We start from the raw sequence: 25,650 nt of genomic DNA, 5'->3' as shown, positions 1-25,650 counted from the left end.
TGACAATATGCCATAGTGTCGCAGGTAAGCTCCATTCCTGGAGGTGCTTTGTACGACCTGATCACGTTCGGGCGCTCCGGCGTCGACGTCTACCCGCTGCAGACGGGCGTCGGCCTGGCCGACGTCGAGTCCTTCGGCAAGTTCCTCGGCGGCAGCCCCACCAACGTCGCCGTCGCCGCGGCGCGGCACGGGCTGCGCTCCGCCGTGATCACCGGCGTGGGAGCGGACCCCTTCGGAGAGTTCGTCCGCAGGGCGATCCGCGGGTTCGGCGTGGACGACGCCTTCGTGAGCACCATCGAGGGCCCGCCCACCCCTGTGACGTTCTGCGAGATCTTCCCGCCCGACCACTTCCCGCTCTACTTCTACCGGGGCGAGCACCCGCCGGACCTGTGGATCTCCCCTTCCCATCTCGACCTCGGCGCCATCGCGGAGACGAGCCTGTTCTGGTTCTCGCTGACCGGGCTGAGCCAGGAGCCGAGCGCCGCCGCCCACGCCGCCGCGCTGTCGGCACGTACGTCCGGCTGGACCGTGTTCGACCTCGACTGGCGGCCGTCGCTCTGGAAGTCGCCGGAGGCGGCCCCCGAGGCCGTGCGGCGGATGCTCCCGTACGCGAACGTCGCGGTCGGCAACCTCGACGAGGTGGAGAACGCGGTCGGCGTGCGCGACCCGGAGGCGGCCGCGCAGGCGCTCCTGGACGCCGGGGTGAAGGTCGCGATCGTGAAAATGGGCCCCGAAGGGGTTCTCGCGCGTACCTCCGAGGAGAGCGTGGTGGCGGAACCGGTGGAGGTGAAGGTGGTCAACGGCATCGGAGCGGGCGACGCGTTCGGCGGGGCGATCTGCCTCGGGCTGCTGCGCGGCTGGCCGCTGGAGCGGACGGTGCGCTTCGCCAACGCGGCCGGCGCGTTCGTGGCCGCCCGGCTGGCCTGCGCCGACGCCATGCCGTCCACCGCCGAGGTGGAGGACCTGCTGAACGGAGCGGGCTCTTGAGCGACCTCACCCTGCCCAGGACCTCCGGCTACGAGCGGCTCACCCAGATCCGGGCCACCCGGCCGGAGGAGATCGCCGAGGCCGCGGCCCGGCGGCAGCGGCGCGGCCTGCCCGGCGAGGGCGAGCGGCTGCTGATCATCGCCGCCGACCACACGGCCCGCGGCGCCCTGGGCGTACGCGACCGGCCGCTGGCCATGGCCAGCCGCGCCGACCTGCTCGACCGCCTCCAGGTGGCGCTCTCCCGCCCCGGCGTGGACGGCATCCTCGCCTCCCCCGACGTCATGGAGGACCTGCTCCTGCTCGGCGCCCTGGAGGGCAAGCTGGCCTTCGGCTCCATGAACCGGGGCGGCCTGCTGGGCTCGGTCTTCGAGGTGGACGACCGCTTCACCGGCTTCGACGCGGCCTCGATCGACGAGATGCGCCTGGACGGCGGCAAGATGCTGGTCCGCATCGACCCGGCCGACCCCGCCACGGTGGCCACCCTGGAGTCCTGCGCCCGGGCCGTCACCGACCTGGCCCGCCGCCGCCTGCCGGCCATGGTGGAGCCCTTCTGGGCGCGGCGCTCCGAGTCGGGGGCGCTGCGCAACGACCTGTCCCCCGAGGCCGTGATCCGCGCGATCAGCGTCGCCCAGGCGCTCGGCACCACCTCCGCCTACACCTGGCTCAAGATCCCGGCGGTGGCGGAGATGGAGCGCGTGATGGCCGCCACCACGCTGCCGGCGCTGCTGCTCGGAGGCGACCCGCCGGACATCGACGCGGCCTACGCCGACTGGGACCGCGCCCTGAGCCTTCCCGGCGTACGCGGCCTCGTCGTGGGCCGCGCCCTGCTCTACCCTCCGGATGACGACGTAGCGAAAGCGGTGGACAACGCCGCGGCACTGGTACGGGAGACCCGCGCATGACATACGTTCCGTTCGGCAAGGCCGCGAACGGCCCCTGGTCCGTCGAGATCACCCCGTCGCTGGCGGGCTGGACGTACTCGGGCCTGCGCATCGTGGACCTGGCGGACACGCCCGTCTCGTTCGACACCGGCGAGGAGGAGACGCTGGTCCTCCCGCTGTCGGGATCCTGCACGGTCACCACCTCCGCCGCGACGTTCGAGCTGGCGGGACGGCCTTCGGTCTTCAGCGGGCCGAGCGACTTCGCCTACGTCCCGATCGGCTCCCGCGTCACCCTCCGGGGCACCGGGCGCGTCGCCCTGCCCTCCGCCCTCGCCACCCGCGCCCTCGAACCCCGCTACGTGCCCGCCGGCCAGGTCTCGGTCGAGATCCGCGGCGCGGGCCAGGCCACCCGCCAGGTGAACAACTTCTGCTCTCCCGACGCCTTCGACTGCGACAAGCTCATGGCCGTGGAGGTGATCACCCCGGGCGGCAACTGGTCGTCGTACCCGCCGCACAAACACGACACCGACAACCCCGGCGAGGCGGTGCTGGAGGAGATCTACTACTTCGAGGTGGCCGGCCAGGGCAACGCCTACCAGCGCGTCTACTCCTCCGAACGCGGCCACATCGACACCCTGGCCGAGGTCTCCTCGGGCGACGTCGTCCTCGTCCCGTACGGCTACCACGGCCCCGCCATGGCCGCTCCCGGCTACGACCTCTACTACCTGAACGTCCTGGCCGGCCCGGCGGAGGAACGCTCGATGGCCTTCTGCGACGACCCCCGCCACGCGTGGATCCGCTCATCCTGGGAAAGCCAGCCCACAGATCCGAGACTGCCGTTCGGGAGGACCTCATGACTCGCTTGACCGTCGCCCAGGCCGTCGTGCGCTTCCTGGCCCGGCAGTGGAGCGAGCGCGACGGCGTGGAGCGCAGGTTCTTCGGCGGCTGCTCCGGCATCTTCGGCCACGGCAACGTGGCCGGGCTCGGCCAGGCTCTGGCCACCTCCACCGAGGACCTCCCCTACCACCTGAGCCGCAACGAGCAGGCCATGGTCCACACGGCCGCCGCCTACGCCCGGGCCAGCAACCGCCTGGCCACGCTGGCCTGCACCACCTCCATCGGCCCCGGCGCGACCAACATGATCACGGGTGCGGCGGGCGCGACGATCAACCGGCTGCCGGTGCTGCTGCTGCCCGGCGACATCTTCTCCACCCGCGTGGCCGGCCCGGTGCTGCAGGAGCTGGAGGACCAGCGCTCGTACGACATCTCGGTCAACGACTGCTTCAAGCCGGTCTCCCGCTACTGGGACCGGATCAACCGCCCCGAGCAGCTCCCGTCGGCGCTGCTGGCCGCCATGCGCGTGCTCACCGACCCGGCCGAGACCGGCGCGGTGACGCTGGCGCTGCCGCAGGACGTGCAGGCGGAGGCCCACGACTGGCCGGAGGAGCTGTTCGCGCGCCGCGTCTGGCACGTCCCCAGGCCGCTGCCCGAGCGGGCCGCCGTGTTCCGGGCGGCCCAGCTGGTCAAGTCGGCCGTGCGCCCGCTGATCGTCGCCGGCGGCGGGACGATCTACAGCGAGGCCACCGAGCAGCTGCGGATCTTCGCCGAGACGTACGGCATCCCGGTCGCCGAGACGCAGGCCGGCAAGGGCGCGCTCCCGTACGGGCACCCGCTCGCCATGGGCGCGATCGGCGCCACCGGCACCACGGCCGCCAACGCGCTGGCCCGCGAGGCCGACCTGATCATCGGCGTGGGCACCCGCTACAGCGACTTCACCACCGCCTCCCGATCGATCTTCGCCCCCGACGCCCGCTTCCTCAACCTCAACATCACCGCCTTCGACGCCGCCAAGCTGTCGGGCCTGCAACTGGTCGGCGACGCCCGCGAAGGGCTGGCGGACCTGGTCGAGGCGTTCGCGGGCTGGAGGGGCACGCCGGCGGACTACCGTGCGCGGGCCGCCGAGCTGACCAGGGAGTGGGACGCGGCGGTGGACCGCGCCTACGCGCTGGAGGGCTCGCCGCTGCCGCAGTCCGCGGTGATCGGCGCGGTCAACGCGGCGGCGGCCGAGGACGGCGTGGTGGTGTGCGCGGCCGGCTCGATGCCCGGCGACCTGCACAAGCTCTGGCGGCCGAGCGGGCCCGGCAACTACCACGTCGAGTACGGCTACTCCTGCATGGGCTACGAGATCGCCGGCGGGCTGGGCGTCAAGCTGGCGGCGCCGGAGCGCGAGGTGTTCGTCCTGGTGGGCGATGGCTCGTACCTGATGATGGCCCAGGAGCTGATCACCGCGATCTCCGAGGGCATCAAGCTGGTGGTCGTCCTGGTGGACAACTCCGGCTTCGCCTCCATCGGCCGCCTGTCGGAGAGCGTGGGCGCGCAGCGGCTCGGCACCTCCTACCGGCATCGCGACGGCGGGCCGCTGCCCGTCGACCTGGCCGCCAACGCGGCCAGCCTCGGCGCCTCGGTGCTGCGCCCCGAGTCGGTCGCCGACCTGCGCAAGGCGCTGGAGGAAGCCCGCTCGGGGACCGGGACCACGGTCATCTACGTACGCACCGACCCGATGGCGGACGACGCCCCGTCCTCCGAGGCGTGGTGGGACGTGCCGGTCGCGGAGGTCGGCGGCACGACCGGCGCGGCGCGGGAGGCGTACGAGGAGAACAAGCGCTCCCAGCTCCTCCACCTGACGCCGCCCGACTGACCAGGGTTGCCCTCCACCGCCTCGGGGAAGGCCTCTGACCAGGCACGATAGGGGGCAGGGGATGGGGCCGTGGCGGCTGCTCGGATGGGTCGCGCTGATCGCGGTGGCCGGCTTCTGCCTCAACCAGATCGGCACGGTGGTCATCTCGGTCATCGTCGGCGTGTTCATCACGGCGCTGCTGCTGCCCCCGGCCCGCTGGCTCAGGTCACGCGGGGTGAACCGCGCCCTGGCCACCGCGATCGTCTTCGTCGGCGGGATCGTGCTGGCCGGAGGGCTGATCGCGCTCCTGGTGCCGCCCACCATCGACAGCGTCTCGCAGCTGCGGGTCAGCGTCACCAGGGTGCTCGACAACCTGTACGACCTGACCTCCAGGTTCGGGATCGACCCGCGTAAGCTTGCCGCGCAGGCCAAGGAGTACCTGACCGCCCAGGGCCGCCAGATCGCCACGGGCGCGCTGGCCGGGGTCAGGACCGCGGGTGAGATCGTGGTGGGGGCGGCGGTGGCGTTCGTCCTGTCGGTGTACTTCGTGCACGGCGGCGACCGGCTCTTCCACTGGCTCGTGGACCTCGCGCCCGCTTCTGCCAGGGCACGCATCACCGAGACCGGCGTCCTGATCTTCTCCGTGATCGGCCGCTACATCCGCGGGATCGCGATCGTGGGCGCGGTGGACGGGTTCTTCATCGGCCTGGCGCTGTGGATCCTGGGCGTGCCCATCGCGCTGCCGCTGGCGGTGCTGACGTTCGTGGGGGCGTTCCTGCCGGTCGTGGGGGCGTTCACGGCGGGGCTGCTGGCCGCGGTGGTGGCGCTCGTGGCCAAGGGCTGGCTGGTGGCGCTGATCGTGGTCGGGGTGACCGTCGCGGTGCAGCAGATCGAGGGGCACGTGCTGGCGCCGCAGATCTACGGCAAGGCCCTCGACCTGCCCGGGGTGGTCATCCTGGTGGCGATCGCGGTGGGCGGCCTGCTCTGGGGGATCGTCGGCGCGTTCCTGGCCGCCCCGGTGACCGCGGTGATCGTGGCCCTGCTGCACAGGCCGCGGGCCGAGCCCGCCCCGGTCACTCTCGCTCCGCCGCGGCCTCCTCCAACGACTCCCGCGACCACGTGAGCCGCCCGGCCCGCAGGTCGTCGATGACCCCGCGCAGCCACCGGATCTCCGCGGCCGTCACCTCGCGCAGGTATTCGATCTCCAGCATGGTGATGCGCGGCAGGCCGGCATCGTCGGCCAGGCCCGCCTCCAGCCAGGCCAGCGTCTCGGCGACCGCCCGCTCGCGCCGCTCCAGCGCCGCCGCCAGGTCTTCCGGGGCGAGCATGAGCGCGTTCGCCAGCGCGGCCGGGAACTGCGGGAACTCCTGCTTGGGCGTGCTCAGCATCTCGTCCAGCCACTTGAGCAGCGCCGTCTCGCCGTCGGCGGTCAGCTCGTAGACCGTGCGCTCGGGGTACTGCTGGTCGCGCCCCGTCTCCCGGACGCTGATCAGGCCGGCCTCCAGCAGCCGGTCGATGGTCCGGTAGAGGCCGGCCCGCTGGCCCACGTTGACCACCAGGTCCTTGCCCCACTGCTTGAGCAGGCGCTGGATCCCGTACGGGTGCAGCGGCTGGTGCCGCAGCAGGGCCAGCACGGTGAGGGCGAGCGGCGAGCCGCGGTCGAGAGCCATGGGCCAATACTAGCTTCGCCATTACTAGTTGACGAGAGACTAGTTTCACTGCAACTATCACTCCATGAGCGACACCGAACGCATCCACACCGATCACGCCGTCACCCGGCGTCTGGGCAACTGGACCACCGCGGGCCGCTTCGAGGTCCGCACCCGCTACGGCCAGACCACCCTCGACCTGCGCTCCCCCGGCCTGCCCGCCGAGATCGAGGTGCGGCTCGACCTCGACCGCGGCGTGGTCAAGCTGCTGGTCCCCGAGGACGCCACCATCGAGCACCAGGACCTGCGCTGGAGCGGCAGGGGCCAGGTCAAGGACCACCAGGCGCCCGCCGAGGCATCCGCGCGGCGCATCCGCCTGGTGGGCAGGGCCGCCGGGAGCGAGGTCCGCGTCCGCCGCGGCGGCGTCGCGATCATCACCGCGATGCTGTCCCCCGAGTACGTACGCGACGTCCGCCAGGCCCACCGGAACGGCACCTACCCGACCGTCGACGACCCCGCGCGCACCCTGGAGAAGGCGTCATGAAGCAGACCCCCGTCCTGATCGTCGGCGGCGGCTACGCCGGCCTCGCCTCGGCTCTCTTCCTCTCCCACCAGGGCGTGCCCTGCCTGCTGGTCGACCGCCACCCCGGCGTGTCGCTCCTGGGCCGGGCCCGGGGGATCAACCCGCGCACCCTGGAGATCTACCGGCCGCTCGGCCTGGACGAACGCGTGAAGGAGGCGGGCCGGCCCTTCGACGAGGAGGCCGGCGTGGCCCGCTGCGCGACGCTGGCGGGCGAGTGGCAGTGGCTGTTCGGGGACGAGTCCCCGCGCGGGCTGCCCGACCTGACCGCGGGCGAGTACTGCATGGCCGACCAGAGCACGGTCGAGCCCATCCTGATCGAGGCCGCCCGCGCCAAGGGCGCGGAACTGTGGTTCGACACGCAGTGCCGGTCGATCGAGCCCGACGCCGACGGTGTGACGGCCGTGGTGGAGGACCGCGCCACCGGCGAGCGGCACACGATCAGGGCCCGGTACGTGATCGGCGCCGACGGCTACGGCGGCGCCACCAGGGAGCGGCTCGGCATCGCCCGCACCGGCCTCGGCCCGATGCGGCACTTCGTGACCTTCGTCATCAGGGCGGACCTGTCGGAGATCATCACCAAGCGGGCCCTGTTCTGGATCGTCGGCGAACCCGGCGGCGCCGCCTCGGCGGCGTTCGTCTCCCACGCGCTGCGCGACCACTGGGGCCTGTCCCTGATGTACGACCCGGACAAGGAGTCGCCTGACGACTTCACCGACGAACGCTGCGTCGCCGCGGCCAAGGCGGTCATCGGGCGTGACGTACCGGTCGAGGTCGTCAGCAAGGCATCCTGGACCGAGGCGGTCGGCGTGGCCGACAGCTACCGCTCCGGCCGGGTCTTCCTCGTCGGGGACGCCGCGCACGTGTGGCCGCCGGCCCAGGGGCTGGGCGCCAACTCGGCCGTCCAGGACGCGCACAACCTGGCCTGGAAGCTCGCCGCCGTGCTCGCGGGGCGGGCCTCGGACGCGCTGCTCGACACGTACGAGGCCGAGCGCCGCCCGGTGGCGCTGGCGCTGGCCGACCTGACCGTGCGCAGCCAGGCCGCCAGGTTCGGTTCCAGCCCGGAGGACGACCCGGTGGATCCGGTCACGTGCGTCCTCGGGCAGCGGTACGCGTCCACGGCGATGGCCGGGACCCCGCCGGAGTCGGTGTTCGGCGACGGGGTGTCACGACACGCCCGTCCCGGCACCCGGGCCCCGCACCTCTGGCTCTCCCTGGACGGGCGGCGGATCGGCGTGCACGACCTGTTCCACGACTCGTTCGTGCTGCTGTGCGGGCCCGGCGGGGCCTCCGAGGAGTGGGCGCGGGCGGCCGTCGAGGGCGTGCGGGTCCACCGGGTGGGGCCGGAGCTGGTCGACGTCGAGGGGCACTGGGAGGCGCGGTACGGCTGTGACGCCGTCCTGGTGCGCCCGGACGGCTACGTGGCCTGGCGTTCGGACGACCCGGCGGGCGAGGGCGCCCCGGCGACCCGCCTGGCGACCGCCCTCCACCAGATCCTCCACTGACGGGGAGCGGAAGGGTCAGAGAAGGAGCTCCAGCTCCAGCTCGTGCCGGATCGGGATGCCGTCCGCCTCGGCGGGAATGCCCGGCTTGAGGTCCCGCGCCCGGTCCACGCCGTTGCGGTGCAGGGCGATCAGGTCGAAACCGTACCGCTGGTAGAACCGCAGGGCGTGCGTGTTGTCGTTGGTGGTGATCAGCCAGAGCCTGGCCGCCCCGCCCTCGACGGCGGCGGCGCGCACCGCGTCCAGCAGCGCCGCCCCCACCCCCTGGCCAGGCAGCACCGCGTCGATCGTGATGATCTCCACGGAGTCGCCACGCCGGGCGTACGTGATGATCCCGGCCAGCTCACCGCCGATCTCGGCGATGAAGCCCGGCTGCGCGGCGGCGTCGACCAGCTCCCCACGGCCCAGGGCCACCACGGTCGAGCCGCCCCAGCTCTCGGTCAGCACCCGGGTCACGTTCGCGAGATCTTGCGGCTCGATGGGACGCACGGATATCGCCATGTCCCTCATTATGAGATCTATGCGATGGGTAACGTTCGACTGCTTCGGGACACTTGTTGACTGGCGGCACGGCATCCGCACCAGCGCCGAGCTGGTCGCGCCGGGTCAGGGGGCACGGCTGCTGGAGGCGTACAACCGGCACGAGCACGTCGTGCAGGCCGAGTCCCCGACGCTCCGCTACCGCCACGTGCTGGCCGAGGCGCTCCGCCGGGCCTGCGCCGACGAGAACGTGGAGCTGAACGGGGACGACGCCGCGGTGCTGGGCACGACGCTCCCGTACTGGCCGGTGTTCCCGGAGGTGGGCGCCGAGCTGTCGGCGCTGCGCGCCGCGGGCTGGCGTCTGGCGCTGCTCACCAACTGCGACCGCGACCTCATCGCCGAGACGCGGCGGCGGCTGCCCGTGGCGTTCGACGCGGTGCTGACGTCGGAGGACGTGGGCGCGTACAAGCCGGCCGACGCACACTTCGAGACGTTCAGGCGCTCGTACGAGCCGGCGCGATGGGTTCATGTGGCGCAGAGCTACTTCCACGACATGGGCCCCGCGCACCGCCTCGGCATCCCGCGCGTGTGGATCAACCGCCAGGGCGGGCGGCCCGCCGACGAGAAGGTCATCCAGCAGGAGCTGCCCGACCTCGGCGGGCTGCTGTCCGTGGTCGAGAACGCCTAACGGCGCTGCTCCAGCACGTCCGCGATGCCGGCCAGGAACGAGTCCACGTCCGCGATGAGGTAGCCGGAGCGGAACAGCACGGTCGAGAATTTCGCCGCCCGCACCTCCTTGGCCGTCACCGGGAAGTCGGTCGTCCCGCGCAGGGTGGCCACGATGCGGTCGAGGAAGGCGTCGATCTCGTCCTCGTTGTAGCCGGTGCCCATGCGACCCGGGCGGAAGGCCACCCGTTCGACGCGGGCCGCCTGGGTCTCGAACCACTCCTCGCGCAGCATCTCGCCGGTCGGCTCGGCCATGGCCAGGCGTACCGGCCGCTTGGCCTGGGTCTCCAGCGCCACCACGAACGCCTCCAGGGCGAAGTCGACCGCGGTCTCGACATAGCCGCCGCGCTTGGCGCGGAACGTGGCCCGTCGCACGTCGTCGGCGGTGACGGGCTCCACAGTGGGCATGCCCCTGCCCAGGGTCGACTCGATCCGCCCGATCAGGGCGTCGACTTCGGCGGGGTCATAGCCTGAACGCATACCCATGACGCGCGGAAAGCGATTCAAGCCCACTCCTCTTGAGAACGTGCCGGGGGTGCCTCCAGCAATTTTGACGCGGAGGGGACCGCCCGTTCTAGCCGACGGGAGGAATTCGCGCTTCCTCCTGGGTTATTGTCGCTGCTGATCGATGTGCTGTGATCAAACAGGCTGATGTCAGGGAGGTGGGTGTGCGCAGGTCGTTCACGTTCCTGTTGCGTCCCACTCGACACCAGGAGATCGCGCTCGCCGCGTGCCTTGAAGATCATAGAGAGTTGTACAACGCAGCGTTGGAGCATCGTCGCACCGCCTACCGCAGGGTGAGCGTCACGATCCGGTACGGAGACCAGTCCAGGGATCTGAGCATATCCGTGCCGAGGACCCGAGCGGGCAGGGCCGGTGGTCGTTCTCCTCCCAGCAGGCCACGTTGCGCCGCCTGGACAAGGCATTCGTGGCGTTCTTCAAGCGAGTTCGCGAGGGCCGTGCGCCCGGGTTTCCGCGTTTCAAGGGACGCGGCTGGTTCGACACGGTGGAGTGGCCCAAGGACGGGGACGGCTGCCGATGGGACTCCCAATCCGAGCACCCGACCGCCACGTTCGTTCGTCTGCAGGGCATCGGCCATGTCCGTGTGCATCAGCACCGCCCCGTCAAGGGCCAGGTGAAGACGATCAGCGTGAAGCGGAAGGGTCAGCGCTGGTACGTCGTACTGTTGTGTACTGACGTGCCCACCGAGCATCTGGCCGGCACTGGCGCGGTCGTCGGGATCGATCTGGGCGTGGCGTCGCTCATCACCACCAGTGATGGCAGGCAGGTAGCCAACCCCCGCCGCCTCTCCGCGATGGCCGACCGGCTTGCGACCGCTCAGCGAGATCTCGCCAGAAAGACACAAGGAAGCATGCGGCGGCGTAGGGCCGTCGCCAGGATTTCCCACCTGCACGCCAAAATCCGCCGTCAGCGCGTCGACGATGCGCACAAGACCGCGCTTGCCCTGGTCCGCGGCTATGACGTGATCGTGCACGAGGCTCTGAAGATCGCCAACATGACCCGCTCGGCATCCGGCACTATGGAGACGCCCGGCACCGGCGTGGCCCAGAAGTCCGGACTTAACCGAAGCATCCTGGACGCGGGCTGGGGGGTGTTGCTGACGATTCTCGCGCACAAGGCTGAAAGCGCCGGTCGAGAGCTGATCGCAGTGAATCCCACCAACACCTCCCGCACCTGCTCGCGTTGCGGGCACTGTGCCAAGGAGAACCGCATCAGCCAAGCCGAGTTCCGATGCGCGGCGTGCGGGCATGAGGCACACGCCGACGTGAACGCGGCGATCAACATATTGAGGGCAGGGCTTGCCCTTCGCAACGCTGCGAAGGCGGCCTAGCGAGAAACCGCTCCCTTCGGGGATCGGGGGAGTCACTGTGAGGCTCTTTATGCCGGCGATGCGACCCGACATATAGCGTGACAGGACCATGCGGCTGTCCAAGGTCTCTTTCCGCTACCGAAGACGTGAACCTTTCGTCATCGAAGACGTCGACGCCCAGCTCGCCCCCGGCGACGTGATCGAGCTGACCGGCGTGAACGGGGCAGGCAAGTCGACTCTGCTCCGCCTCCTCGCGGGCCTCACCCGGCCCACGACCGGCACGATCGCCGAGCGTCCCGAGGTGGTCGGCTTCGCTCCCGACCGCTTCCCGACCGCCCAGCCGTTCACGGTCACGGCCTACCTGCGCCACATGTCCCGGGTACGCGGGGGCGCCCGCTGGGAGCCGTGGGCCGAGCGCCTGAACATGGGCCACCTCCTCACCGTCTCCCTGGGCGAGCTGTCGAAGGGCAGCGCGCACAAGGTCGGGCTCGTCCAGGCGCTGATGGCGGAGCCGGGGCTGCTGATCCTGGACGAGCCGTTCGCCGGGCTCGACGTGGACACCCGTGAAGCGCTCCCGTCGATCACCGGCGAGGTGGCGGGGCGCGGCGGCATCGTCATCGTCAGCGACCACCAGGGCGGCCTGCGCTCCCTGCCCGCGATGCGCCATTGGTCGCTGGTGGACGGCCGCCTCAAGGAGAGCACGACGGCCCCCGGCCTCGAACCGGTCGAGGACAGGGGGACGGTCGTGGCCGTCACGGTGCCCGCGTCCGAGGTTCACGACTTCCTCGCCAGGATGCGCGGCGAGGGTTATCTGGCCCGCGAGATCGAGGAGTCCGGTTGATCGCCCTGGCCACGTTCCGCCTGGCCGCCTACATCCGTTCGCACCGCATGTTCCAGGCGCTCCTCCTGGCCCTCGCCATGCTGGCGATCCTCTACGGCAGCCGGGCGCCGCGCGGTGGCGAGGCCGCGGCCCTCACGGACGGCGCCGTGCTGATCATTCCCATCCTGGCCTGGGCCACCAGGAGCCTCCTCGACACCGAGCCCGACCAGCAGCGCGAGCTGTCGGCGATCCAGGTGGGCGGCCGGGGCAAGGAGGTGGCGGCGGGGCTGATGGCGGCTTTCGTGACCTGCGTGGCGTTCGCGGCGCTCGGCATGGGGGCGGCGCTCCTGCTCGGCGTGAGCCAGACTCCGTCGCGCGGCGTGCTGGCCGGCGCCCTCGTCCTGAACGCGCTGGCCGCGCTCACCGGCACCGCGCTGGGCGCCCTCACCAGCCGCGCGGTCATCCGCTCCCCCGCACTTTCGATCATGGGGCTGCTGCTCGGGTTCCTGGCGATGCTGCTGCTCAGCTCCTCGCCCCTGCACTGGCTCACCGTCCCACTCATCGCCTGGATGAAGGCGGCGAACGGGGGTCACCTCCTCGACCAGCTCCCCGAACTCGGCGCCATCTCCCTGGCCTGGTGCCTGATCGGCCTGGGGGCGAACGTGTGGCTCCGGCGTAGGGTAGGTTAGTGAGCACTCACTCACCCTAGAGGAGACGACGGTGAAAATGATCTGCCTGGGTGACAGCATCACCCGCGCACAGGTGAGCGCCGACTACGTGGCCCTGCTCCGCTCCCGGCTGCCCGAGGCGACCGTGATCAACGCCGGGGTCAACTACGAGCCGTCGTCGGAGACGGTCAAGCGGCTCGACGACGTCGTGGGCCAGGACCCCGACGTGGTGACCGTACTGATCGGCACGAACGACGCGAACTCCACGCTCAGCGGGACGCTCGCCAAGGCCCTGCGCAAGCGCTGGAAGCTCTCCGCGGACCCCACCCCGGAGGCCTACGCGGCCAACCTCACCACCATCGCCCGCCGCCTCCAGGACGAGACGATGGCCCGCGTGGCGATGCTCTCCCTGCCCGTCATCGGCGAGGAGCTCGGCTCCGTCCCGGTGCGGCGGGCCGCCGAGTACAGCGAGATCGTCCGGCGGGTCGCGGCGGCCGAGGGGGTCACGTACCTGCCGCTCAACGAGCGGATGACGGCTTACCTGGAGGAGCAGGGCCGGGCTCCCGGCACCCGCTACCGGGCGGAGGGGCGGCTGGCGCAGACCGCCGCGATGCAGCACTTCCTGCTCGGCCGCAGCCTGGACGCCATCTCCAGGGGGCGCGGCCTCCAGCTCACCACGGACAACATCCACTTGAACAGCCGGGGCGCCGCCATGATCGCCGACCTGATCGAGGGCTTCACCGCCCGCTCGATCGCACCCCACTAGCCCGCCGCCCGCACGCCCCAGGCGCGATCCCACGCCCCAGGCGCCATCCCGCCAGCCCAGGCGCCGTCCCACACCCCAGGCCGGCCCGCCGCAGCGTCCACCGGCCGTTGCGGTTCTCCGCCCCGGGGCCGGCCCGCGCCATTGCGCGCCCCAGGCCGGCCGCGTCCCTTCGAACGCCGCCGCCCGGGAACTCTCGGCGGGTGGGTTATTCGGCGGCCGCGAGCTGGCCGCAGGCGCCGTCGATCTCGCGGCCGCGCGTGTCACGGACCGTCACCGGCACGCCGTGGAACTCCAGCCGCCGCACGAACGCCCGCTCGTCCTCCGGCCGGGAAGCCGTCCACTTCGAGCCCGGGGTCGGGTTGAGCGGGATCAGGTTGACGTGTACGAGCTTGCCCCGGACCAGCTTGCCCAGCAGGTCGGCCCGCCACTCCTGGTCGTTGACGTCCTTGATCAGCGCGTACTCGATGGAGACCCGCCGCTTGGTCTTCGCCGCGTACGCCCACGCCGCGTCGAGGACCTCGGCCACCTTCCACCGCGTGTTGATCGGCACCAGCGTGTCACGCAGCTCGTCGTCGGGCGCGTGCAGCGACAGCGCCAGCGTGACGGGCAGCCCCTCGTCGGCGAGCTTGCCGATCGCGGGCACCAGCCCGACGGTGGAGACGGTGATGCCCCGGGCCGAGATGCCCAGCCCGTGCGGCGCGGGCTCCACCAGCCGCCGCACCGCCCCGATGACCTGCTTGTAGTTGGCCAGCGGCTCTCCCATGCCCATGAACACGACGTTGTTCACCCGGCCGGGCCCGCCGGGCACCTCGCCGGCCGCCAGCGCCCGAGCTCCGGCGACCACCTGCTCGACGATCTCGGCGGTGGACATGTTGCGCGTGAGCCCGGCCTGGCCGGTGGCGCAGAAGGGGCAGTTCATGCCGCAGCCGGCCTGCGAGGACACGCACATCGTGACCCGGTCGGGATAGCGCATGAGCACCGACTCGACCAGCGCCCCGTCGAACAGCCGCCACAGCGTCTTACGCGTGGTGCCTCCGTCGGTGGTCAGCTCCCTGACCGAGGTCAGCAGGTCGGGCAGGAGCGCGGCCAGCTTCTCGCGGGAGGCCGCCGGCAGGTCGGTCATCGCGCCGACGTCGGTGGTGAGCCGCTCGAAGTAGTGGCGGGAGAGCTGGTCGGCGCGGAACGCCTTCTCGCCCAGCTCGGTGACCGCGGCCCGCCGGTCGGCCATCGACAGGTCGGCCAGGTGCCGTGCGGGCTTGGCCCGCCGGGGCGCGACGAAGGTGAGCTGGCCTGGGGGCTGGGACACGTTCCTGCCTTTGCTTTGAGTGACTTTCAATCAGGGTAATGAACGTTCGGATCGGAGGTGGCATTCCTGGTTACGGTACGGCTCGCATCGTGGCTGCCACCCGATCTACAGTCATCTCGTATGGCGATTTTTCGGTCGGCATCTGGCGAGGGTGGCGCCGAGGTCGTTCTCGCCGCCGGTAACCCGTACGGCAGCCGGACGCTCGTGGTCGAGCGTGACGAGGACTCCTCGGTAGCTTACCTGTGCTCGCCCGAGGGCACCGTGCACGGCGCCGTCTGGCTGGCCAACCATCGCCCCGCCCCGGCGGTGGTCGACCTGGCCCGCATCAACGCCGGCCTGCCGCCGCTGATGCCCAGGGCCAACACCCTCCACCCGGACGGCCGCAGGCCGCTCGGGCAGCTGACCGCGCTGTGGTTCGAGGAGGGGGACGGAGTCGCCCTGTACGAGGACGAGGAGCTGCTGGCGGTCATCCCGGGCTGGGCCGACATGAGCAGGGGCATGCCCGGCTACGCCCGCGACGCGGTGGGCGAGTCGCCGTTCGCGTGGGCGCTGTCGGAGGCGCTCGAAGGGCTGCAGCCCCGCATCTCCAACGCCAGGTCCTACTGGGGCTGGCGGCACAGCGAGGGGTCGTGGCCGTCGTTCCAGCAGTTCGTGATGGGCCACCTGGACGGGGCGCTCGGTCCGGCGGGGCGCTATTGGGACGCCAGCGGCGATCGGCTGCCGACCGTCGGCATCACCGAACGGCCGCCGCATCAGGGCCGCGCCTACACCGTGCTGTCCACGGTGGGGATGAGCTGCCAGCGCATGCCCACGGTCGAGCAGTGGATCGACAAGCCGGGCGCGTACGCCAGGATCGAGCTGGCCGTGGCCACCCGCGAGGACCCGCGCGACGCGGCGCTGCTGCTGGTGTGGCTGTCGCAGTATCCGTGGCACTCGGTCACGTGGCTCGGCCACGGGCACACGGCGAAGTGGTATCACGAGCCTTCGACGTTCCCGTTGGGGCCGCAGTATTCGGGGGTCCTGATGCTGGCCAACGCACCCCACATGCCAGACATGTCGGGATTCGCGTTCGGGGGTGAGGCCGTACGGTGGCTCTGGCTCTCACCGGTCACCAGCGAGACGCTGGAGGCGCAGCAGCGGTAGCTAGAAGAACAGCGTCATCAGCAGCCAGACCGGCACCAGCGTCGTCACCAGCGAGTCGAGCCGGTCCATCAGGCCGCCATGGCCGGGCAGGATCGTGCCGAGGTCCTTGATGCCGAGATCCCGCTTGATCATCGACTCGATCAGGTCGCCCACGGTGGCCAGCAGCGCCGCCAGCGCGCCGATCAGCGCGCCCTGCCAGATGGCGCCGTGCATCAGCCAGACCACCAGCCACGCCCCGACCACGGTGCAGGCGATCACCGACCCGGCGAGCCCCTCCCAGGTCTTCTTCGGGCTGATCGCCGTCATCTTGTGCCGGCCGAACAGCACGCCCGCGACGTAGCCGCCGATGTCGCTGGCCACGGTCACCGCGATGAAGATCAGCACCCGGTGGTCGCCGTCGTGGAGACGCAGCAGCATGGGCACGAACGCCGCGAGCATGGCGGGATAGAACAGGATGAACACCGAGGCCGACGCGTCCCGTACGTAACCGTCGGTCCCGTCGCTGAACATGCGCCAGATCAGGAGCGCCAGCGCGAACACCGCGAACGTGGCCAGCAGCCACACCGGCCCGCCCCAGTACGCGCCCGCCTGCATCGCCACGATGCCCGCGAGCACCGGCACGGCGGGCACCTTGATCTCGCGGGTGGCGAAGGCCTTGATCAGCTCCATCGCGCCGACGCCCACGGCACCGGCGACCACCAGGAGGAACAGCTCCTTGATCGTGTAGATCGTGCCGATGACCAGCGCGCCCAGCACCACACCGACCGCGATCGCGGCGGGCAGGTTCCTTCCGGTACGGCCGCCGCCGCTCGAGCTGGTGTCAGCCGTACGTTCTTCCACAGAGTTTCTCCAAGAGCCACGGCCCCCGCCACTCGGGGCGAGGGCCGTTCAAGACCCGCTGCCTGCGGCGGCCCGCCGAACACGACCACCGTAGACCCAAGCCGCTACCCACGACGACCCACCGTAGGCACGAACCGCTACCTGCGACGACCTGCCGCAGGCACGAACCACCACCTACGACGACCTGCCAAAGGCGCCAACCGCCACCTGGGACAACCCGCCGAAGGCACGAACCACCACCCGCGACGACCCGCCGAAGGTGCGGACCATTGCCTGCGGCGACCCATCAACGGCAACCACCGTAGGCTCGACCCGCTGCCTGCGGTGTCGCGTCGAACGCAGTCCGCCGTGCGGCGTGCGGCGTGCCGCTCAGACTTCGAGCAGCTCGGCTTCCTTGTGCTTGAGCAGCTCGTCGATCTTCGCGACGTGCTTCTGGGTGAGGTCGTCGAGCTCCTTCTCGGCCCGCCTGACCTCGTCCTCCCCCGCCTCGCCATCCTTGATCATCTTGTCGAGGACTTCCTTGGCGGAGCGGCGGATGTTGCGCACCGACACCTTGGCGTGCTCGCCCTTGTTCCTGGCGACCTTGATGTACTCCTTGCGCCGTTCCTCGGAGAGCTCCGGGAACGTCACGCGGATCACCTGGCCGTCGTCGGTGGGGTTGACGCCGAGGTCGGAGTCGCGGATGGCCTTCTCGATGGCGCCCATCGAACTCTTGTCGAAAGGCTGGATGAGAACCATGCGTGCCTCCGGCACATGGAACGACGCCAGCTGCTGGATCGGCGTCGGCGTGCCGTAGTACTCGGCGTTGATCTTGTTGAACATCGAGGGGGTGACGCGGCCCGTACGGATGGTCGCGAAGTCCTCCTTCGCGACCGTGACGGCCTTGTCCATTTTTTCCTCGGCTTCGAGGAGGGTTTCGTCGATCACAGCGGCTCCCTGTCTTCTAGCTGGCGGTGTCGGGCTCGCTCCCTCATTTGCCTGCGGGACTCACCAGCGTGCCGATTTTCTCACCGCGTACCGCTCGCAGGATGTTGCCCTCGCCCATGAGGTCGAAGACCACGATCGGCAGGTCGTTGTCCTTGCACAGGCTGATCGCGGTGGCGTCCATGACCGCGAGGTCGCGGAGCAGCACCTCGCCGTAGTCAAGGTGGTCGAACCTGACCGCATCCGGATTTTTGCGTGGATCGGAGTCGTAGATCCCGTCCACCTGCGTTCCCTTGAGCAGCGCCTCCGCGCCGATCTCCAGGGCCCGCTGGGACGCCGCGGTGTCGGTGGAGAAGTACGGCGAGCCGAGTCCCGCGCCGAAGATGACCACGCGCCCCTTCTCGAGGTGCCTGATCGCGCGGCGCGGCAGGAACGGCTCGGCCACCTGCTGCATGGTGATGGCGGTCTGGACGCGCGTCTCGACGCCCCGCCGCTCGAGGAAGTCCTGTAGGGCCAGGCAGTTGATGACCGTGCCGAGCATGCCCATGTAGTCGGCTCTGGCGCGGTCGATGCCTCCTTGCGACAGGGCGGCGCCGCGGAACATGTTGCCGCCGCCTACTACGACCGCGACCTGTACGCCTTCCTTGACGGCCTCGGCGATCGAATCGGCCAGATGATCGACGACCACCGGGTCGATGCCCAGCGGCTCGCCACCGGCGAACGCCTCTCCTGACAACTTCAGCATCACCCGCTTCCATCGGAGCGGGTTGTGCGGATTTTGAGATGAGGAAGCCGCCGTCCGTGTGGATTCGTGGGCTGGCTCCCGGTGGTCCTGCACGGCGGCGGCCTCCTTCGTTCGGTGAATCAAGTTCAGGCTGTCGGCTTGTTTCTCGCCTTGGCCGGGCGGCCCGCCCTGATCGGCGGGCCTGCCTGGCCTGTCGCTTGCCTAAGCCTAAGCCTGACCGACCTTGAAGCGGACAAAGGCCTGGACCTCGACGCCGTTCTCCTCGGCGTACTTGCCCACGCTCTTCTTGTTGTCCTTGACGAAGGCCTGCTGGAGGAGGGTGAAGTCCTTGTACCAGCCGTTCACGCGGCCCTCGACGATCTTGGCGATGGCAGCCTCGGGCTTGCCCTCCTCGCGGGTCATCTCCTCGAAGAGCTTGCGCTCCTTCTCGACCACGTCGGCCGGGACGGAGGCGGCCTTGAGGTACTGCGGGGCCATCGCGGCGGCGTGCTGCGCGATGTCCTTGGCGACCTCGGCGTTCGGCTTGTCGAGCTGGATCAGCACGCCGACGGCCGGCGGCAGCGCCGGGTCGGTCTTGTGCATGTAAGCACCGATGTAGCCGCCCTCGAGCACCGCGAACCGGCGGATCTCGATCTTCTCACCGAGCGCGGCGTTGGCGGTGTCCAGGTGCTCCTTGACGGTCTGGCCGCCGAAGGACGACTCGAGCAGCGCCGCCACGTCGGCGGGCTTGGTCGCGAGGATGTGCTCGACAACCTGGTTGGCCAGCTCCTGGAAGCGCTCGCCCTTGGCCACGAAGTCGGTCTCGCAGTTGAGCTCGAGCAGCGCGGCGGCGGAGTCGCCGTCCTGCTTGAGCGCGACCAGGCCGTTGGAGGCGGTGCGGGCCTCGCGCTTGCCCACGTCCTTGGCGCCCTTGAGGCGCAGGAGCTCGATAGCGCGGTCGAAGTCGCCCTCGGACTCCTCGAGCGCCTTCTTGCAGTCCATCATGCCGGCGGCGGTGATTTCGCGAAGCCGCTTGACATCGGCCATGTTCACGGAAGCCATTGCTTTTCCTTGTGGGATTTCGTCGTCGTCGTGGATCAGGTGGGCAACGGCACGCCTGCTCACCCTTGGTTCGTACGGCGGGCGCTTGCCGTACGGAAGCCTTTGTCTTGCGTCAGCATCTGTCTTGCGTTCGGGGCCCGGCTCGCCTGGCATACTGCCCAGCCTCGCCCTGGCTTACCATCCTGGACCATCACCGGCCAGCACCAACGCCACCCGGCCAGCCTGCCGCGCCCGGCTCGGACACCCGCCCTCCCCGGCCCGGCCGACCATCCCGGCCAGCTGAACTACCCGGTCCAACCCGGCCCGGTCACCCGGAACGGCCCGGCTCACCACCGGCCCGGCCCGCGACCCAACCCTGGATCGCAACCCAGACCTCAGCTCCCAGCCCAGCCCTCAACCCAGACCTCAGGCCCCAGCCTCAGCTCACAACCTCAGCCCTCAACCCAGACCTCAGGCCCCGGCCCGCGACCCGAACCTCGCCTCAGCCCCGGAATCAGACCTCAGCCCGAGAACCAGACCCCAGCCCAGACCTCAGCCCCGAGCCTGAGCCCGGCTCTTGGTCCTTGCCTGACTGACTGGGAAGCGTCCTCGCCTGGCGATCACTCACCCGGCGAGGCCGCGACCCCTCGCTTTAACTGTTCACTTGTCTGTCTTCGTGGCCCGTTCCCTGCCCGATCACGGCAGGACCAAGGACCAGGAACATCCCTCGTCCTGCCGTTCCGTTCGCCGGAACAAGGCGCGCACCCTGCCTGGTGGACTTTCACCCACCCGACCGGGACGGGCCCGTACCCGGGAAACCCCGGGTACGTGAGCCCTGAGGTCAGGCCTGCGGCTCGGCCTCAGCCTCGGCGGCGGGCGCCTCAGGCGCGGCCTCGGCGGCGGCCTCAGGCGCGACCTCAGGAGCAGCCTCAGCCGCGGGGGCGGGCGCCTCAGCCTCGGCCTGCGGCTCGGCCCCTGCCTCGCCGGTGCCCTGCTCGATGAGCTCGCGCTCCCACTCGGCCAGCGGCTCGGCGGCGGCGGGCTTCTCGTCACCGCGGGCGGCGCCGGAGCGAGCCATCAGACCGGCCGCGACACCGTCGGCCACGACCCTGGTCAGCAGACCGACGGCGCGAATGGCGTCGTCGTTGCCCGGGATCGGGTAGTCGACCTCGTCGGGGTCGCAGTTGGTGTCGAGGATCGCGACCACAGGGATGCCAAGCTTCTTGGCCTCGCTGATCGCGATGTGCTCCTTCTTGGTGTCGACGACCCACACCGCGCTGGGCACGCGGCCCATGTCACGGATACCGCCGAGCGTGCGCTCGAGCTTGTCCTTCTCGCGACGGCGCATGAGGAGCTCCTTCTTGGTGAGCCCCGAGCCCGCGACGTTGTCGAAGTCGAGCTCCTCGAGCTCCTTCAGCCGCTGAAGCCTCTTGTGCACGGTGGAGAAGTTGGTGAGCATGCCACCCAGCCAGCGCTGGTTGACGTACGGCATCCCGACCCGGGCAGCCTGCTCGGAGATGGCCTCCTGAGCCTGCTTCTTGGTGCCGATGAACAGGATGGTGCCGCCGTGGGCGACGGTCTCCTTGACGAAGTCGTACGCACGGTCGATGTACGAGAGCGACTTCTGCAGGTCGATGATGTAGATGCCGTTGCGCTCGGTGAAGATGAACCGCTTCATCTTCGGGTTCCAGCGCCGGGTCTGGTGACCGAAGTGAACGCCGCTCTCAAGCAGCTGTCGCATGGTGACGACGGGGGCCATGTGCTGGTCCTCCAGGTCTTGGCGCCCTGCGAAGGGCGCGGTTCTCGGTTGTGCCGCAGCAGCGCGTCGTCTGCCGCCCTGATGCCCCGAAACCCCGCCAGCCGGGCACATGGCCCGGACCGATGGCGCGGTCCGCAGTGGGGCATGCGAAGTCGGCCTGTGGTCACAGGCCCCGAAAAGTCTACCTCCCACACCAGCCCAGCCTGACCGTCAACCGTCAATCAGACATCCAGCTCTCTACCCCCACACCCACCCCCAACGTGATCACTCAGTCATCTAGGCACCAAGCACCATCAACACCTGACATGTCCCCCGCCAACGCCAGTCGCTTCCTCTAACACGGCCAACGCAACCCACTTCACACCACGAACCGCCTGGCCGAACCCGCACCTCATCCGAGGACCACAGCACGACGACCCCGCACGTCAACCCCCACCTCAGCCAGCCTCTCCGTCTGCCCGCGCCGGAGACCCCACCCGCAGTTCCACCTCACCCGGCCGCATCGTGATCCTCGGTAGGCAGCCCCGGCGTCGGCCTCTTCGCGACTGGGAAGAGGTTCAGCTGCACTTCGGCGACCCTCGCCCCAACCGGCGCGGCCTTGTCGTCGCGATTGGCAATGAGGTACGGCTCGACCAGCTTCTCGATCGACTCGTTCAGCTGAGCCATCTCCTCCGGATCGACCCTGACCCGCATTCGGTTGAACCGGGTGACATCCCGCCATTCGTCAGGCTCAGCTTCTATGGCAGCCAGCGCGCGATCCGCCTCTTCGTGCGCCTCCCGGCGGAACGCCAGCATCAGCGTCACTTTGGCATCCCGTACGTCCGGCTGATCGCCAGGCTTGACTCCGACGCTGATCGGCTTGTTCACGCTCTTCCACAGCCGCTCCCTGCCATCGCCACGCGGGGGCGCGTCCTCCACGAACCCGTACTTGGCCAGCATGCGCAGGTGATAGCTCGCGGCACTGGGCGTGATCCCCGCGATCTCTGCCACTTCAGTGGCAGTGGCACTGCCCTCGAGACCCAGCCGATTGAGGATCATCAGGCGCGCCGGGTGGGCCAGCGCCCGCATCGCCCTGGGATCACTGAGCCCCTCACTCATGCCGCCAAGATTACCCGTCCCAAGCTATGAAGCATTGCCTTCATAACTGTGAAGGATTATCTTCACAGTTATGAAGGCTTCCCTTCACAACTCGTCCCCCGCCCCGCACCACCCAGAACGCTTGTCAACCAGTCCAAGCCACAGCCACCCCACACCCGCTCACGGCCACCACTGCGTCCATCAGCCCGCCCCCACCCCACAACACCCGCCCCAAGCCAGTCCCACCCCCGGCGATCGACCTCCGGCCCCAACAAACCACCCACCCAGCCGTTGCCTCCGCCCAAGCCGTTGCCACCGCGCCTCCCAGCACCAGCCACGAGGCCAGCAGCCCAGCCTGACTCCAATCAGCTCAGTCCCCCTCCAGCCGGCCATGTCCGAGGCCGCATGACCAATGACCGAGACCGCAGCGCCATTGACCGAGGATCGAATGCCTGACCGCAACCTCACTGACGAAAACCGCGTCCCCGACCACGGCCACGCCTCCACTGCGGGCCACATCCCCCAACGCCACACCCCCAGCCCCAAGCATCCGGCTCAGGACGGCCCCTCCAACGACCCCAGCGCTGGTTCGAGCGACCCCAACCACGCGACTCCTGACGCCCCCTCCAACGACCCCAACTCCAGCCCGGACCACCGCAACCACGCAGCCCCTGACGACCCCGACCCCAGCCCGGGCCACCCCAACCACGCAGCTCCTGACGCCACCCCCAACGACCCCCACCCCCGCCCAGACCACCCCAGCCACGATGACGCCAGCTCAGCCACACCCATCCCCCTCAGAAAACAGCGCGACTACCGCTTCCTCTGGGCCGCCCGGACGATCTCCATCACCGGCTCGGAGGTGTCCAAGCTGGCCATCCCCCTGACCGCGGTAACCCTGCTGGCCGCCTCCCCCTCCCAGATGGGATTGCTGACGGCCGCCGCCTCGGTGCCCGCCCTCGTGTTCGGCCTCCAGTCAGGCGCCATCGCGGACCGGCTCACCCGGCACCGCCCCCTCATGATCGCCTGCGAACTCGTCTCGTGCGCAGCCGCCGCCACAGTCCCCATGGCCTGGCTCCTCGGCCTCCTCAACGTCGCATGGCTGATCACCGTGGCCCTGGTGATCGGCACAGCCGGCGTACTCTTCAGAGCAGCGAACTTCCCCTACGTGGCAGCAGTCGCCGCCCCCTCCCAGCGAACCGAGGCGATGGCCGGCCTGAACGCCTCCTACTCGGTGGCGTCGGTCAGCGGCCCCAGCCTGGCCGGTCTCCTGGTTCAACTCTTCACAGCCCCGCTGGCCGTTCTGGCGGAGGCACTGTCGTTCCTGACCTCAGCCCTCTTGCTCCGCGCCATCCGCACCCCGGAGAAGAACGAGCCGGCAACGTCCCGAGGCATGTGGAACGACGTCATGGAGGGCCTGCGAACCAGCGTCACCCATCCCGCACTCCGCGCTCTCCTGGGCGCAGGCGTCACGATCAACTTCTTCGCCATGGCGTACACGGCCATCTACATGCTCTACATGGTCAACACGCTCAATATCCCCAAACCCCTGATAGGCGCCCTCATCGCCCTGAGCGGCATCGGCGGCATACTGGGCGCCTGGGTCACGGCCCGCCTGTCCAAGCGTTACGGCGAGAACCGCATCCTGCTCGTCTCGGTGCTCTTCTTCCCCATCGAAATCCTCGCCGTAGGCCTGCTGACCGGCCCCCTTTGGTGGAAACTCTCGCTGCTCGCCCTAACCGGAACGATCACCGGCGGCATCGTCGTAGCGTTCGCCACCTGCATGGGCGCCATCACCCTGCGCGAAACCTCCCCAGAGCTCCGCGGCAGGGTGAACGCCACCATGACTTTCGCCGTGCAAGGTGTCCTGGCCCTCGGCGGCATAACCGGCGGCATCCTCGCCGAATTCATCGGCCTACGCCCGGTCATCCTCATTTGCGCAGCAGGCATAGCCCTGAGCGCCGTCTGGATCTGGACATCCCCTCTACGCCCTCACCGCAACCGACACCCCACCCACCCAGCGAAACCCAGCAGCGCCTCATCCCCGCCACCCTCCCACGCCATGAATTCCTTGACCGCTCTCAAACGCCACACTCCTCGCTAAACCACCTCCCCCTCACCGCGAGCCCAATACATAGCGGGCGAACCAGAGCCGTTCGATCACTTCAACCCCCCGAAGAAAACCCGCAAATCCGCCGCCAGCATCTCCGGTGCCTCCATGGCCGGGAAGTGTCCGCCCCGCCCATACTCGGTCCAGTGGACCTCTGCCGGCGGATTGATGAGCTTGCGGACGGTGGCATCAGCACTGAACACCGCGAAACCCTGCGGCACGGCCGGCGGCGCTCCCCACTCGGAGGAGTGAGCCTGCTCGTACAGGAAACGAGCAGCGGAGATACCGGAACCGGTGAACCAGTAGAGGCTGGCGATCGTGAGAAGCTGCTCCCGGTCGTAGGGCAGATCCGTCCACCGCTCGAAGCTCTCTGCGATCCAACCGAGCTGCCCGGCGGGCGAGTCATTGAGCAGATAGCCGATGGTTTGGGGCCGCGTGTTCTGGATCGCCAGGTAACCGGAGCCGTCGGCGCGGAACTGGGCCATCCGTTCCAGGGCCAGCTGGTCGACCGGATCCGCCGGGTCGAGCCTGTCGGCCATGCCGGGCAGGAACGTGGCCGTGGCCGCCGCCGTGTTCGGATCGGTCACCGCATGAACGCCCACGACATGCTCACCATCAAGACCGGCCACCGCACCGGAGACGCCGGCGCCGATGTCGCCGCCGTGGACGCCGTATCGGGCGTAGCCGAGCCGCCGCATCAGCTCTATCCAGGCCCGAGCGGTACGGCCCATCGCCCAGCCAGCCTCGCCCACCGGCGTCGAGAAGGCAAAGCCGGGCAGCGACGGGACCACCACATGAAAGTCCTGCCGCAGGTGCTCGATCAGCGTGGTGAACTCGGCGAACGCACTGGGATAACCGTGGGTGAGCACCAGCGGCAAAGCATCGGGATTGCCGGATCGAACGTGCAAGAAGTGGATCCGCTGCCCATCGATCTCAGTGGTGAACTGCGGGTACTCGTTGAGCCGCGCCTCCGCAGCGCGCCAGTCATAACTCCCGGCCCAATACGCAACCAGCTCCTTCAGAAACTCCAGCGACACCCCGCGACTCCACCCGATCCCGGGTAGCTCGTCCGGCCACCGAGTCCGGGCCAACCGAACTTTCAGGTCGTCGACGTCGGGCTGAGGGACAGCGATGGTGAACGGCCGAATCTCCATTTGAC

The 25,650-nt window shown here is 69.8% G+C and carries 25 protein-coding genes and 1 pseudogene; 15 read left to right on the top strand and 11 right to left on the bottom strand.

Annotation, left to right across the window (positions count from 1 at the left end; all coding sequences use genetic code 11):
* Nucleotides 1-48: 48 nt before the first annotated feature.
* From iolC to HD596_RS24045, 5 genes are all read left to right on the top strand, one after another.
* On the top strand, nucleotides 49-987 hold the full coding sequence (iolC, locus tag HD596_RS24065; protein ID WP_185071590.1) for a 5-dehydro-2-deoxygluconokinase: 939 nt from the start codon (nucleotides 49-51) through the stop codon (nucleotides 985-987).
* On the top strand, nucleotides 984-1,889 hold the full coding sequence (locus tag HD596_RS24060) for a Cgl0159 family (beta/alpha)8-fold protein (RefSeq protein WP_246554752.1): 906 nt from the start codon (nucleotides 984-986) through the stop codon (nucleotides 1,887-1,889). Before iolC ends, HD596_RS24060 begins: the two co-directional genes overlap by 4 nt.
* Nucleotides 1,886-2,725: a 5-deoxy-glucuronate isomerase gene (gene iolB / locus HD596_RS24055; protein ID WP_185071589.1), complete on the top strand. Its 840-nt coding sequence runs from the start codon at nucleotides 1,886-1,888 to the stop codon at nucleotides 2,723-2,725. The genes HD596_RS24060 and iolB overlap by 4 nt, the downstream gene beginning before the upstream one ends.
* Nucleotides 2,722-4,566, top strand: a complete 1,845-nt coding sequence (gene iolD / locus HD596_RS24050) for a 3D-(3,5/4)-trihydroxycyclohexane-1,2-dione acylhydrolase (decyclizing) (protein WP_185071588.1) — start codon at nucleotides 2,722-2,724, stop codon at nucleotides 4,564-4,566. Before iolB ends, iolD begins: the two co-directional genes overlap by 4 nt.
* 61 nt (nucleotides 4,567-4,627) lie before the next feature.
* Nucleotides 4,628-5,668 (top strand): AI-2E family transporter, encoded by a 1,041-nt coding sequence (locus HD596_RS24045; RefSeq protein WP_246554750.1) that lies wholly within the window; start codon nucleotides 4,628-4,630, stop codon nucleotides 5,666-5,668.
* Here the strand turns inward: HD596_RS24045 and HD596_RS24040 are convergent.
* On the bottom strand, nucleotides 5,619-6,215 hold the full coding sequence (locus tag HD596_RS24040) for a PadR family transcriptional regulator (protein ID WP_185071587.1): 597 nt from the start codon (nucleotides 6,213-6,215) through the stop codon (nucleotides 5,619-5,621). The genes HD596_RS24045 and HD596_RS24040 overlap by 50 nt on opposite strands.
* A 64-nt stretch (nucleotides 6,216-6,279) precedes the next feature.
* On the opposite strand from HD596_RS24040, the gene HD596_RS24035 reads away from it, so the two are divergent.
* Complete coding sequence (locus tag HD596_RS24035; RefSeq protein ID WP_185071586.1) at nucleotides 6,280-6,738, top strand: hypothetical protein; 459 nt, start codon at nucleotides 6,280-6,282, stop codon at nucleotides 6,736-6,738.
* Complete coding sequence (locus tag HD596_RS24030; protein WP_185071585.1) at nucleotides 6,735-8,279, top strand: FAD-dependent monooxygenase; 1,545 nt, start codon at nucleotides 6,735-6,737, stop codon at nucleotides 8,277-8,279. The genes HD596_RS24035 and HD596_RS24030 overlap by 4 nt, the downstream gene beginning before the upstream one ends.
* 15 nt (nucleotides 8,280-8,294) lie before the next feature.
* On the opposite strand, the gene HD596_RS24025 is transcribed toward HD596_RS24030, so the two are convergent.
* On the bottom strand, nucleotides 8,295-8,777 hold the full coding sequence (locus tag HD596_RS24025; RefSeq protein ID WP_185071584.1) for a GNAT family N-acetyltransferase: 483 nt from the start codon (nucleotides 8,775-8,777) through the stop codon (nucleotides 8,295-8,297).
* A gap of 19 nt (nucleotides 8,778-8,796) precedes the next feature.
* Here HD596_RS24025 and HD596_RS24020 point away from each other — a divergent pair, with 19 nt between their 5' ends.
* Nucleotides 8,797-9,444: an HAD-IA family hydrolase gene (locus tag HD596_RS24020; RefSeq protein ID WP_221519486.1), complete on the top strand. Its 648-nt coding sequence runs from the start codon at nucleotides 8,797-8,799 to the stop codon at nucleotides 9,442-9,444.
* Here the strand turns inward: HD596_RS24020 and HD596_RS24015 are convergent.
* A complete protein-coding gene (locus tag HD596_RS24015; RefSeq protein ID WP_185071582.1) occupies nucleotides 9,441-9,962 on the bottom strand; it encodes a DivIVA domain-containing protein in 522 nt (173 codons plus the stop codon). The two genes, HD596_RS24020 and HD596_RS24015, sit on opposite strands and share 4 nt — an antisense overlap.
* 155 nt (nucleotides 9,963-10,117) lie before the next feature.
* Here HD596_RS24015 and HD596_RS64865 point away from each other — a divergent pair.
* From HD596_RS64865 to HD596_RS23995, 5 genes and pseudogenes are all read left to right on the top strand, one after another.
* A pseudogene (locus HD596_RS64865) lies at nucleotides 10,118-10,219 on the top strand (hypothetical protein); the annotation flags it as partial.
* Between the two features lie 167 nt (nucleotides 10,220-10,386).
* Nucleotides 10,387-11,334 (top strand): RNA-guided endonuclease InsQ/TnpB family protein, encoded by a 948-nt coding sequence (locus HD596_RS24010; RefSeq protein WP_246554748.1) that lies wholly within the window; start codon nucleotides 10,387-10,389, stop codon nucleotides 11,332-11,334.
* A gap of 88 nt (nucleotides 11,335-11,422) precedes the next feature.
* Complete coding sequence (locus tag HD596_RS24005; protein ID WP_185071581.1) at nucleotides 11,423-12,154, top strand: ABC transporter ATP-binding protein; 732 nt, start codon at nucleotides 11,423-11,425, stop codon at nucleotides 12,152-12,154.
* On the top strand, nucleotides 12,151-12,822 hold the full coding sequence (locus HD596_RS24000; protein ID WP_185071580.1) for a hypothetical protein: 672 nt from the start codon (nucleotides 12,151-12,153) through the stop codon (nucleotides 12,820-12,822). Before HD596_RS24005 ends, HD596_RS24000 begins: the two co-directional genes overlap by 4 nt.
* A gap of 37 nt (nucleotides 12,823-12,859) precedes the next feature.
* Nucleotides 12,860-13,567 (top strand): SGNH/GDSL hydrolase family protein, encoded by a 708-nt coding sequence (locus HD596_RS23995; protein WP_246556600.1) that lies wholly within the window; start codon nucleotides 12,860-12,862, stop codon nucleotides 13,565-13,567.
* 205 nt (nucleotides 13,568-13,772) lie between these two features.
* Here HD596_RS23995 and rlmN read toward each other — a convergent pair whose 3' ends face one another.
* Nucleotides 13,773-14,873 carry a dual-specificity RNA methyltransferase RlmN gene (gene rlmN, locus HD596_RS23990; RefSeq protein WP_185071578.1) on the bottom strand — a complete coding sequence of 367 codons (1,101 nt, stop codon included), beginning with the start codon at nucleotides 14,871-14,873 and terminating at the stop codon, nucleotides 13,773-13,775.
* 120 nt (nucleotides 14,874-14,993) lie between these two features.
* Between rlmN and HD596_RS23985 the strand changes: the two genes are divergently transcribed.
* Complete coding sequence (locus HD596_RS23985) at nucleotides 14,994-16,016, top strand: suppressor of fused domain protein (RefSeq protein ID WP_185071577.1); 1,023 nt, start codon at nucleotides 14,994-14,996, stop codon at nucleotides 16,014-16,016.
* Here the strand turns inward: HD596_RS23985 and HD596_RS23980 are convergent, their stop codons facing one another.
* The 6 genes from HD596_RS23980 to HD596_RS23955 form a co-directional block, all read right to left on the bottom strand.
* Nucleotides 16,017-16,856 (bottom strand): phosphatidate cytidylyltransferase, encoded by an 840-nt coding sequence (locus HD596_RS23980; RefSeq protein WP_185071576.1) that lies wholly within the window; start codon nucleotides 16,854-16,856, stop codon nucleotides 16,017-16,019.
* Nucleotides 16,857-17,225: 369 nt separating this feature from the next.
* On the bottom strand, nucleotides 17,226-17,783 hold the full coding sequence (gene frr, locus HD596_RS23975; protein WP_185071575.1) for a ribosome recycling factor: 558 nt from the start codon (nucleotides 17,781-17,783) through the stop codon (nucleotides 17,226-17,228).
* A 43-nt stretch (nucleotides 17,784-17,826) separates the two neighbouring features.
* Entirely contained in the window at nucleotides 17,827-18,525 is a 699-nt protein-coding gene (gene pyrH / locus HD596_RS23970; protein ID WP_221519484.1) for a UMP kinase, read from the bottom strand.
* Nucleotides 18,526-18,732: 207 nt separating this feature from the next.
* Nucleotides 18,733-19,566 (bottom strand): translation elongation factor Ts, encoded by an 834-nt coding sequence (tsf, locus tag HD596_RS23965; protein WP_185071574.1) that lies wholly within the window; start codon nucleotides 19,564-19,566, stop codon nucleotides 18,733-18,735.
* A gap of 820 nt (nucleotides 19,567-20,386) precedes the next feature.
* A complete protein-coding gene (gene rpsB, locus HD596_RS23960; protein WP_185071573.1) occupies nucleotides 20,387-21,304 on the bottom strand; it encodes a 30S ribosomal protein S2 in 918 nt (305 codons plus the stop codon).
* A 489-nt stretch (nucleotides 21,305-21,793) separates the two neighbouring features.
* On the bottom strand, nucleotides 21,794-22,402 hold the full coding sequence (locus HD596_RS23955; RefSeq protein WP_185071572.1) for a helix-turn-helix domain-containing protein: 609 nt from the start codon (nucleotides 22,400-22,402) through the stop codon (nucleotides 21,794-21,796).
* 769 nt (nucleotides 22,403-23,171) lie between these two features.
* Here HD596_RS23955 and HD596_RS23950 point away from each other — a divergent pair.
* Nucleotides 23,172-24,485 carry an MFS transporter gene (locus HD596_RS23950; protein WP_185078682.1) on the top strand — a complete coding sequence of 438 codons (1,314 nt, stop codon included), beginning with the start codon at nucleotides 23,172-23,174 and terminating at the stop codon, nucleotides 24,483-24,485.
* A 56-nt stretch (nucleotides 24,486-24,541) separates the two neighbouring features.
* Here the strand turns inward: HD596_RS23950 and HD596_RS23945 are convergent, their stop codons facing one another.
* On the bottom strand, nucleotides 24,542-25,645 hold the full coding sequence (locus HD596_RS23945; RefSeq protein ID WP_185071571.1) for an epoxide hydrolase family protein: 1,104 nt from the start codon (nucleotides 25,643-25,645) through the stop codon (nucleotides 24,542-24,544).
* Nucleotides 25,646-25,650: the final 5 nt, after the last annotated feature.

It is taken from the genome of Nonomuraea jabiensis (assembly GCF_014204795.1).
GTDB classification, from domain to species: Bacteria; Actinomycetota; Actinomycetes; order Streptosporangiales; family Streptosporangiaceae; genus Nonomuraea; species Nonomuraea jabiensis.
Note: the sequence above shows the minus strand (reverse complement) of the source record. Positions and strands in the feature narration are given on the sequence as shown.

Excerpts from the sequence above, each read along its gene's own strand:
- HD596_RS24005 (WP_185071581.1), top strand. The coding sequence starts at position 11,423 with ATGCGGCTGTCCAAGGTCTCTTTCCGCTACCGAAGACGTGAACCTTTC.
- HD596_RS24040 (WP_185071587.1), bottom strand. The coding sequence starts at position 6,215 with ATGGCTCTCGACCGCGGCTCGCCGCTCGCCCTCACCGTGCTGGCCCTG.
- iolB (WP_185071589.1), top strand. The coding sequence starts at position 1,886 with ATGACATACGTTCCGTTCGGCAAGGCCGCGAACGGCCCCTGGTCCGTC.
- tsf (WP_185071574.1), bottom strand. The coding sequence starts at position 19,566 with ATGGCTTCCGTGAACATGGCCGATGTCAAGCGGCTTCGCGAAATCACC.
- HD596_RS23955 (WP_185071572.1), bottom strand. The coding sequence starts at position 22,402 with ATGAGTGAGGGGCTCAGTGATCCCAGGGCGATGCGGGCGCTGGCCCAC.
- HD596_RS24020 (WP_221519486.1), top strand. The coding sequence starts at position 8,797 with ATGCGATGGGTAACGTTCGACTGCTTCGGGACACTTGTTGACTGGCGG.
- HD596_RS24015 (WP_185071582.1), bottom strand. The coding sequence starts at position 9,962 with ATGCGTTCAGGCTATGACCCCGCCGAAGTCGACGCCCTGATCGGGCGG.
- HD596_RS24030 (WP_185071585.1), top strand. The coding sequence starts at position 6,735 with ATGAAGCAGACCCCCGTCCTGATCGTCGGCGGCGGCTACGCCGGCCTC.
- iolD (WP_185071588.1), top strand. The coding sequence starts at position 2,722 with ATGACTCGCTTGACCGTCGCCCAGGCCGTCGTGCGCTTCCTGGCCCGG.
- HD596_RS24035 (WP_185071586.1), top strand. The coding sequence starts at position 6,280 with ATGAGCGACACCGAACGCATCCACACCGATCACGCCGTCACCCGGCGT.
- HD596_RS23995 (WP_246556600.1), top strand. The coding sequence starts at position 12,860 with ATGATCTGCCTGGGTGACAGCATCACCCGCGCACAGGTGAGCGCCGAC.
- rpsB (WP_185071573.1), bottom strand. The coding sequence starts at position 21,304 with ATGGCCCCCGTCGTCACCATGCGACAGCTGCTTGAGAGCGGCGTTCAC.
- HD596_RS24045 (WP_246554750.1), top strand. The coding sequence starts at position 4,628 with ATGGGGCCGTGGCGGCTGCTCGGATGGGTCGCGCTGATCGCGGTGGCC.
- HD596_RS23945 (WP_185071571.1), bottom strand. The coding sequence starts at position 25,645 with ATGGAGATTCGGCCGTTCACCATCGCTGTCCCTCAGCCCGACGTCGAC.
- pyrH (WP_221519484.1), bottom strand. The coding sequence starts at position 18,525 with ATGCTGAAGTTGTCAGGAGAGGCGTTCGCCGGTGGCGAGCCGCTGGGC.
- HD596_RS23985 (WP_185071577.1), top strand. The coding sequence starts at position 14,994 with ATGGCGATTTTTCGGTCGGCATCTGGCGAGGGTGGCGCCGAGGTCGTT.
- HD596_RS24025 (WP_185071584.1), bottom strand. The coding sequence starts at position 8,777 with ATGGCGATATCCGTGCGTCCCATCGAGCCGCAAGATCTCGCGAACGTG.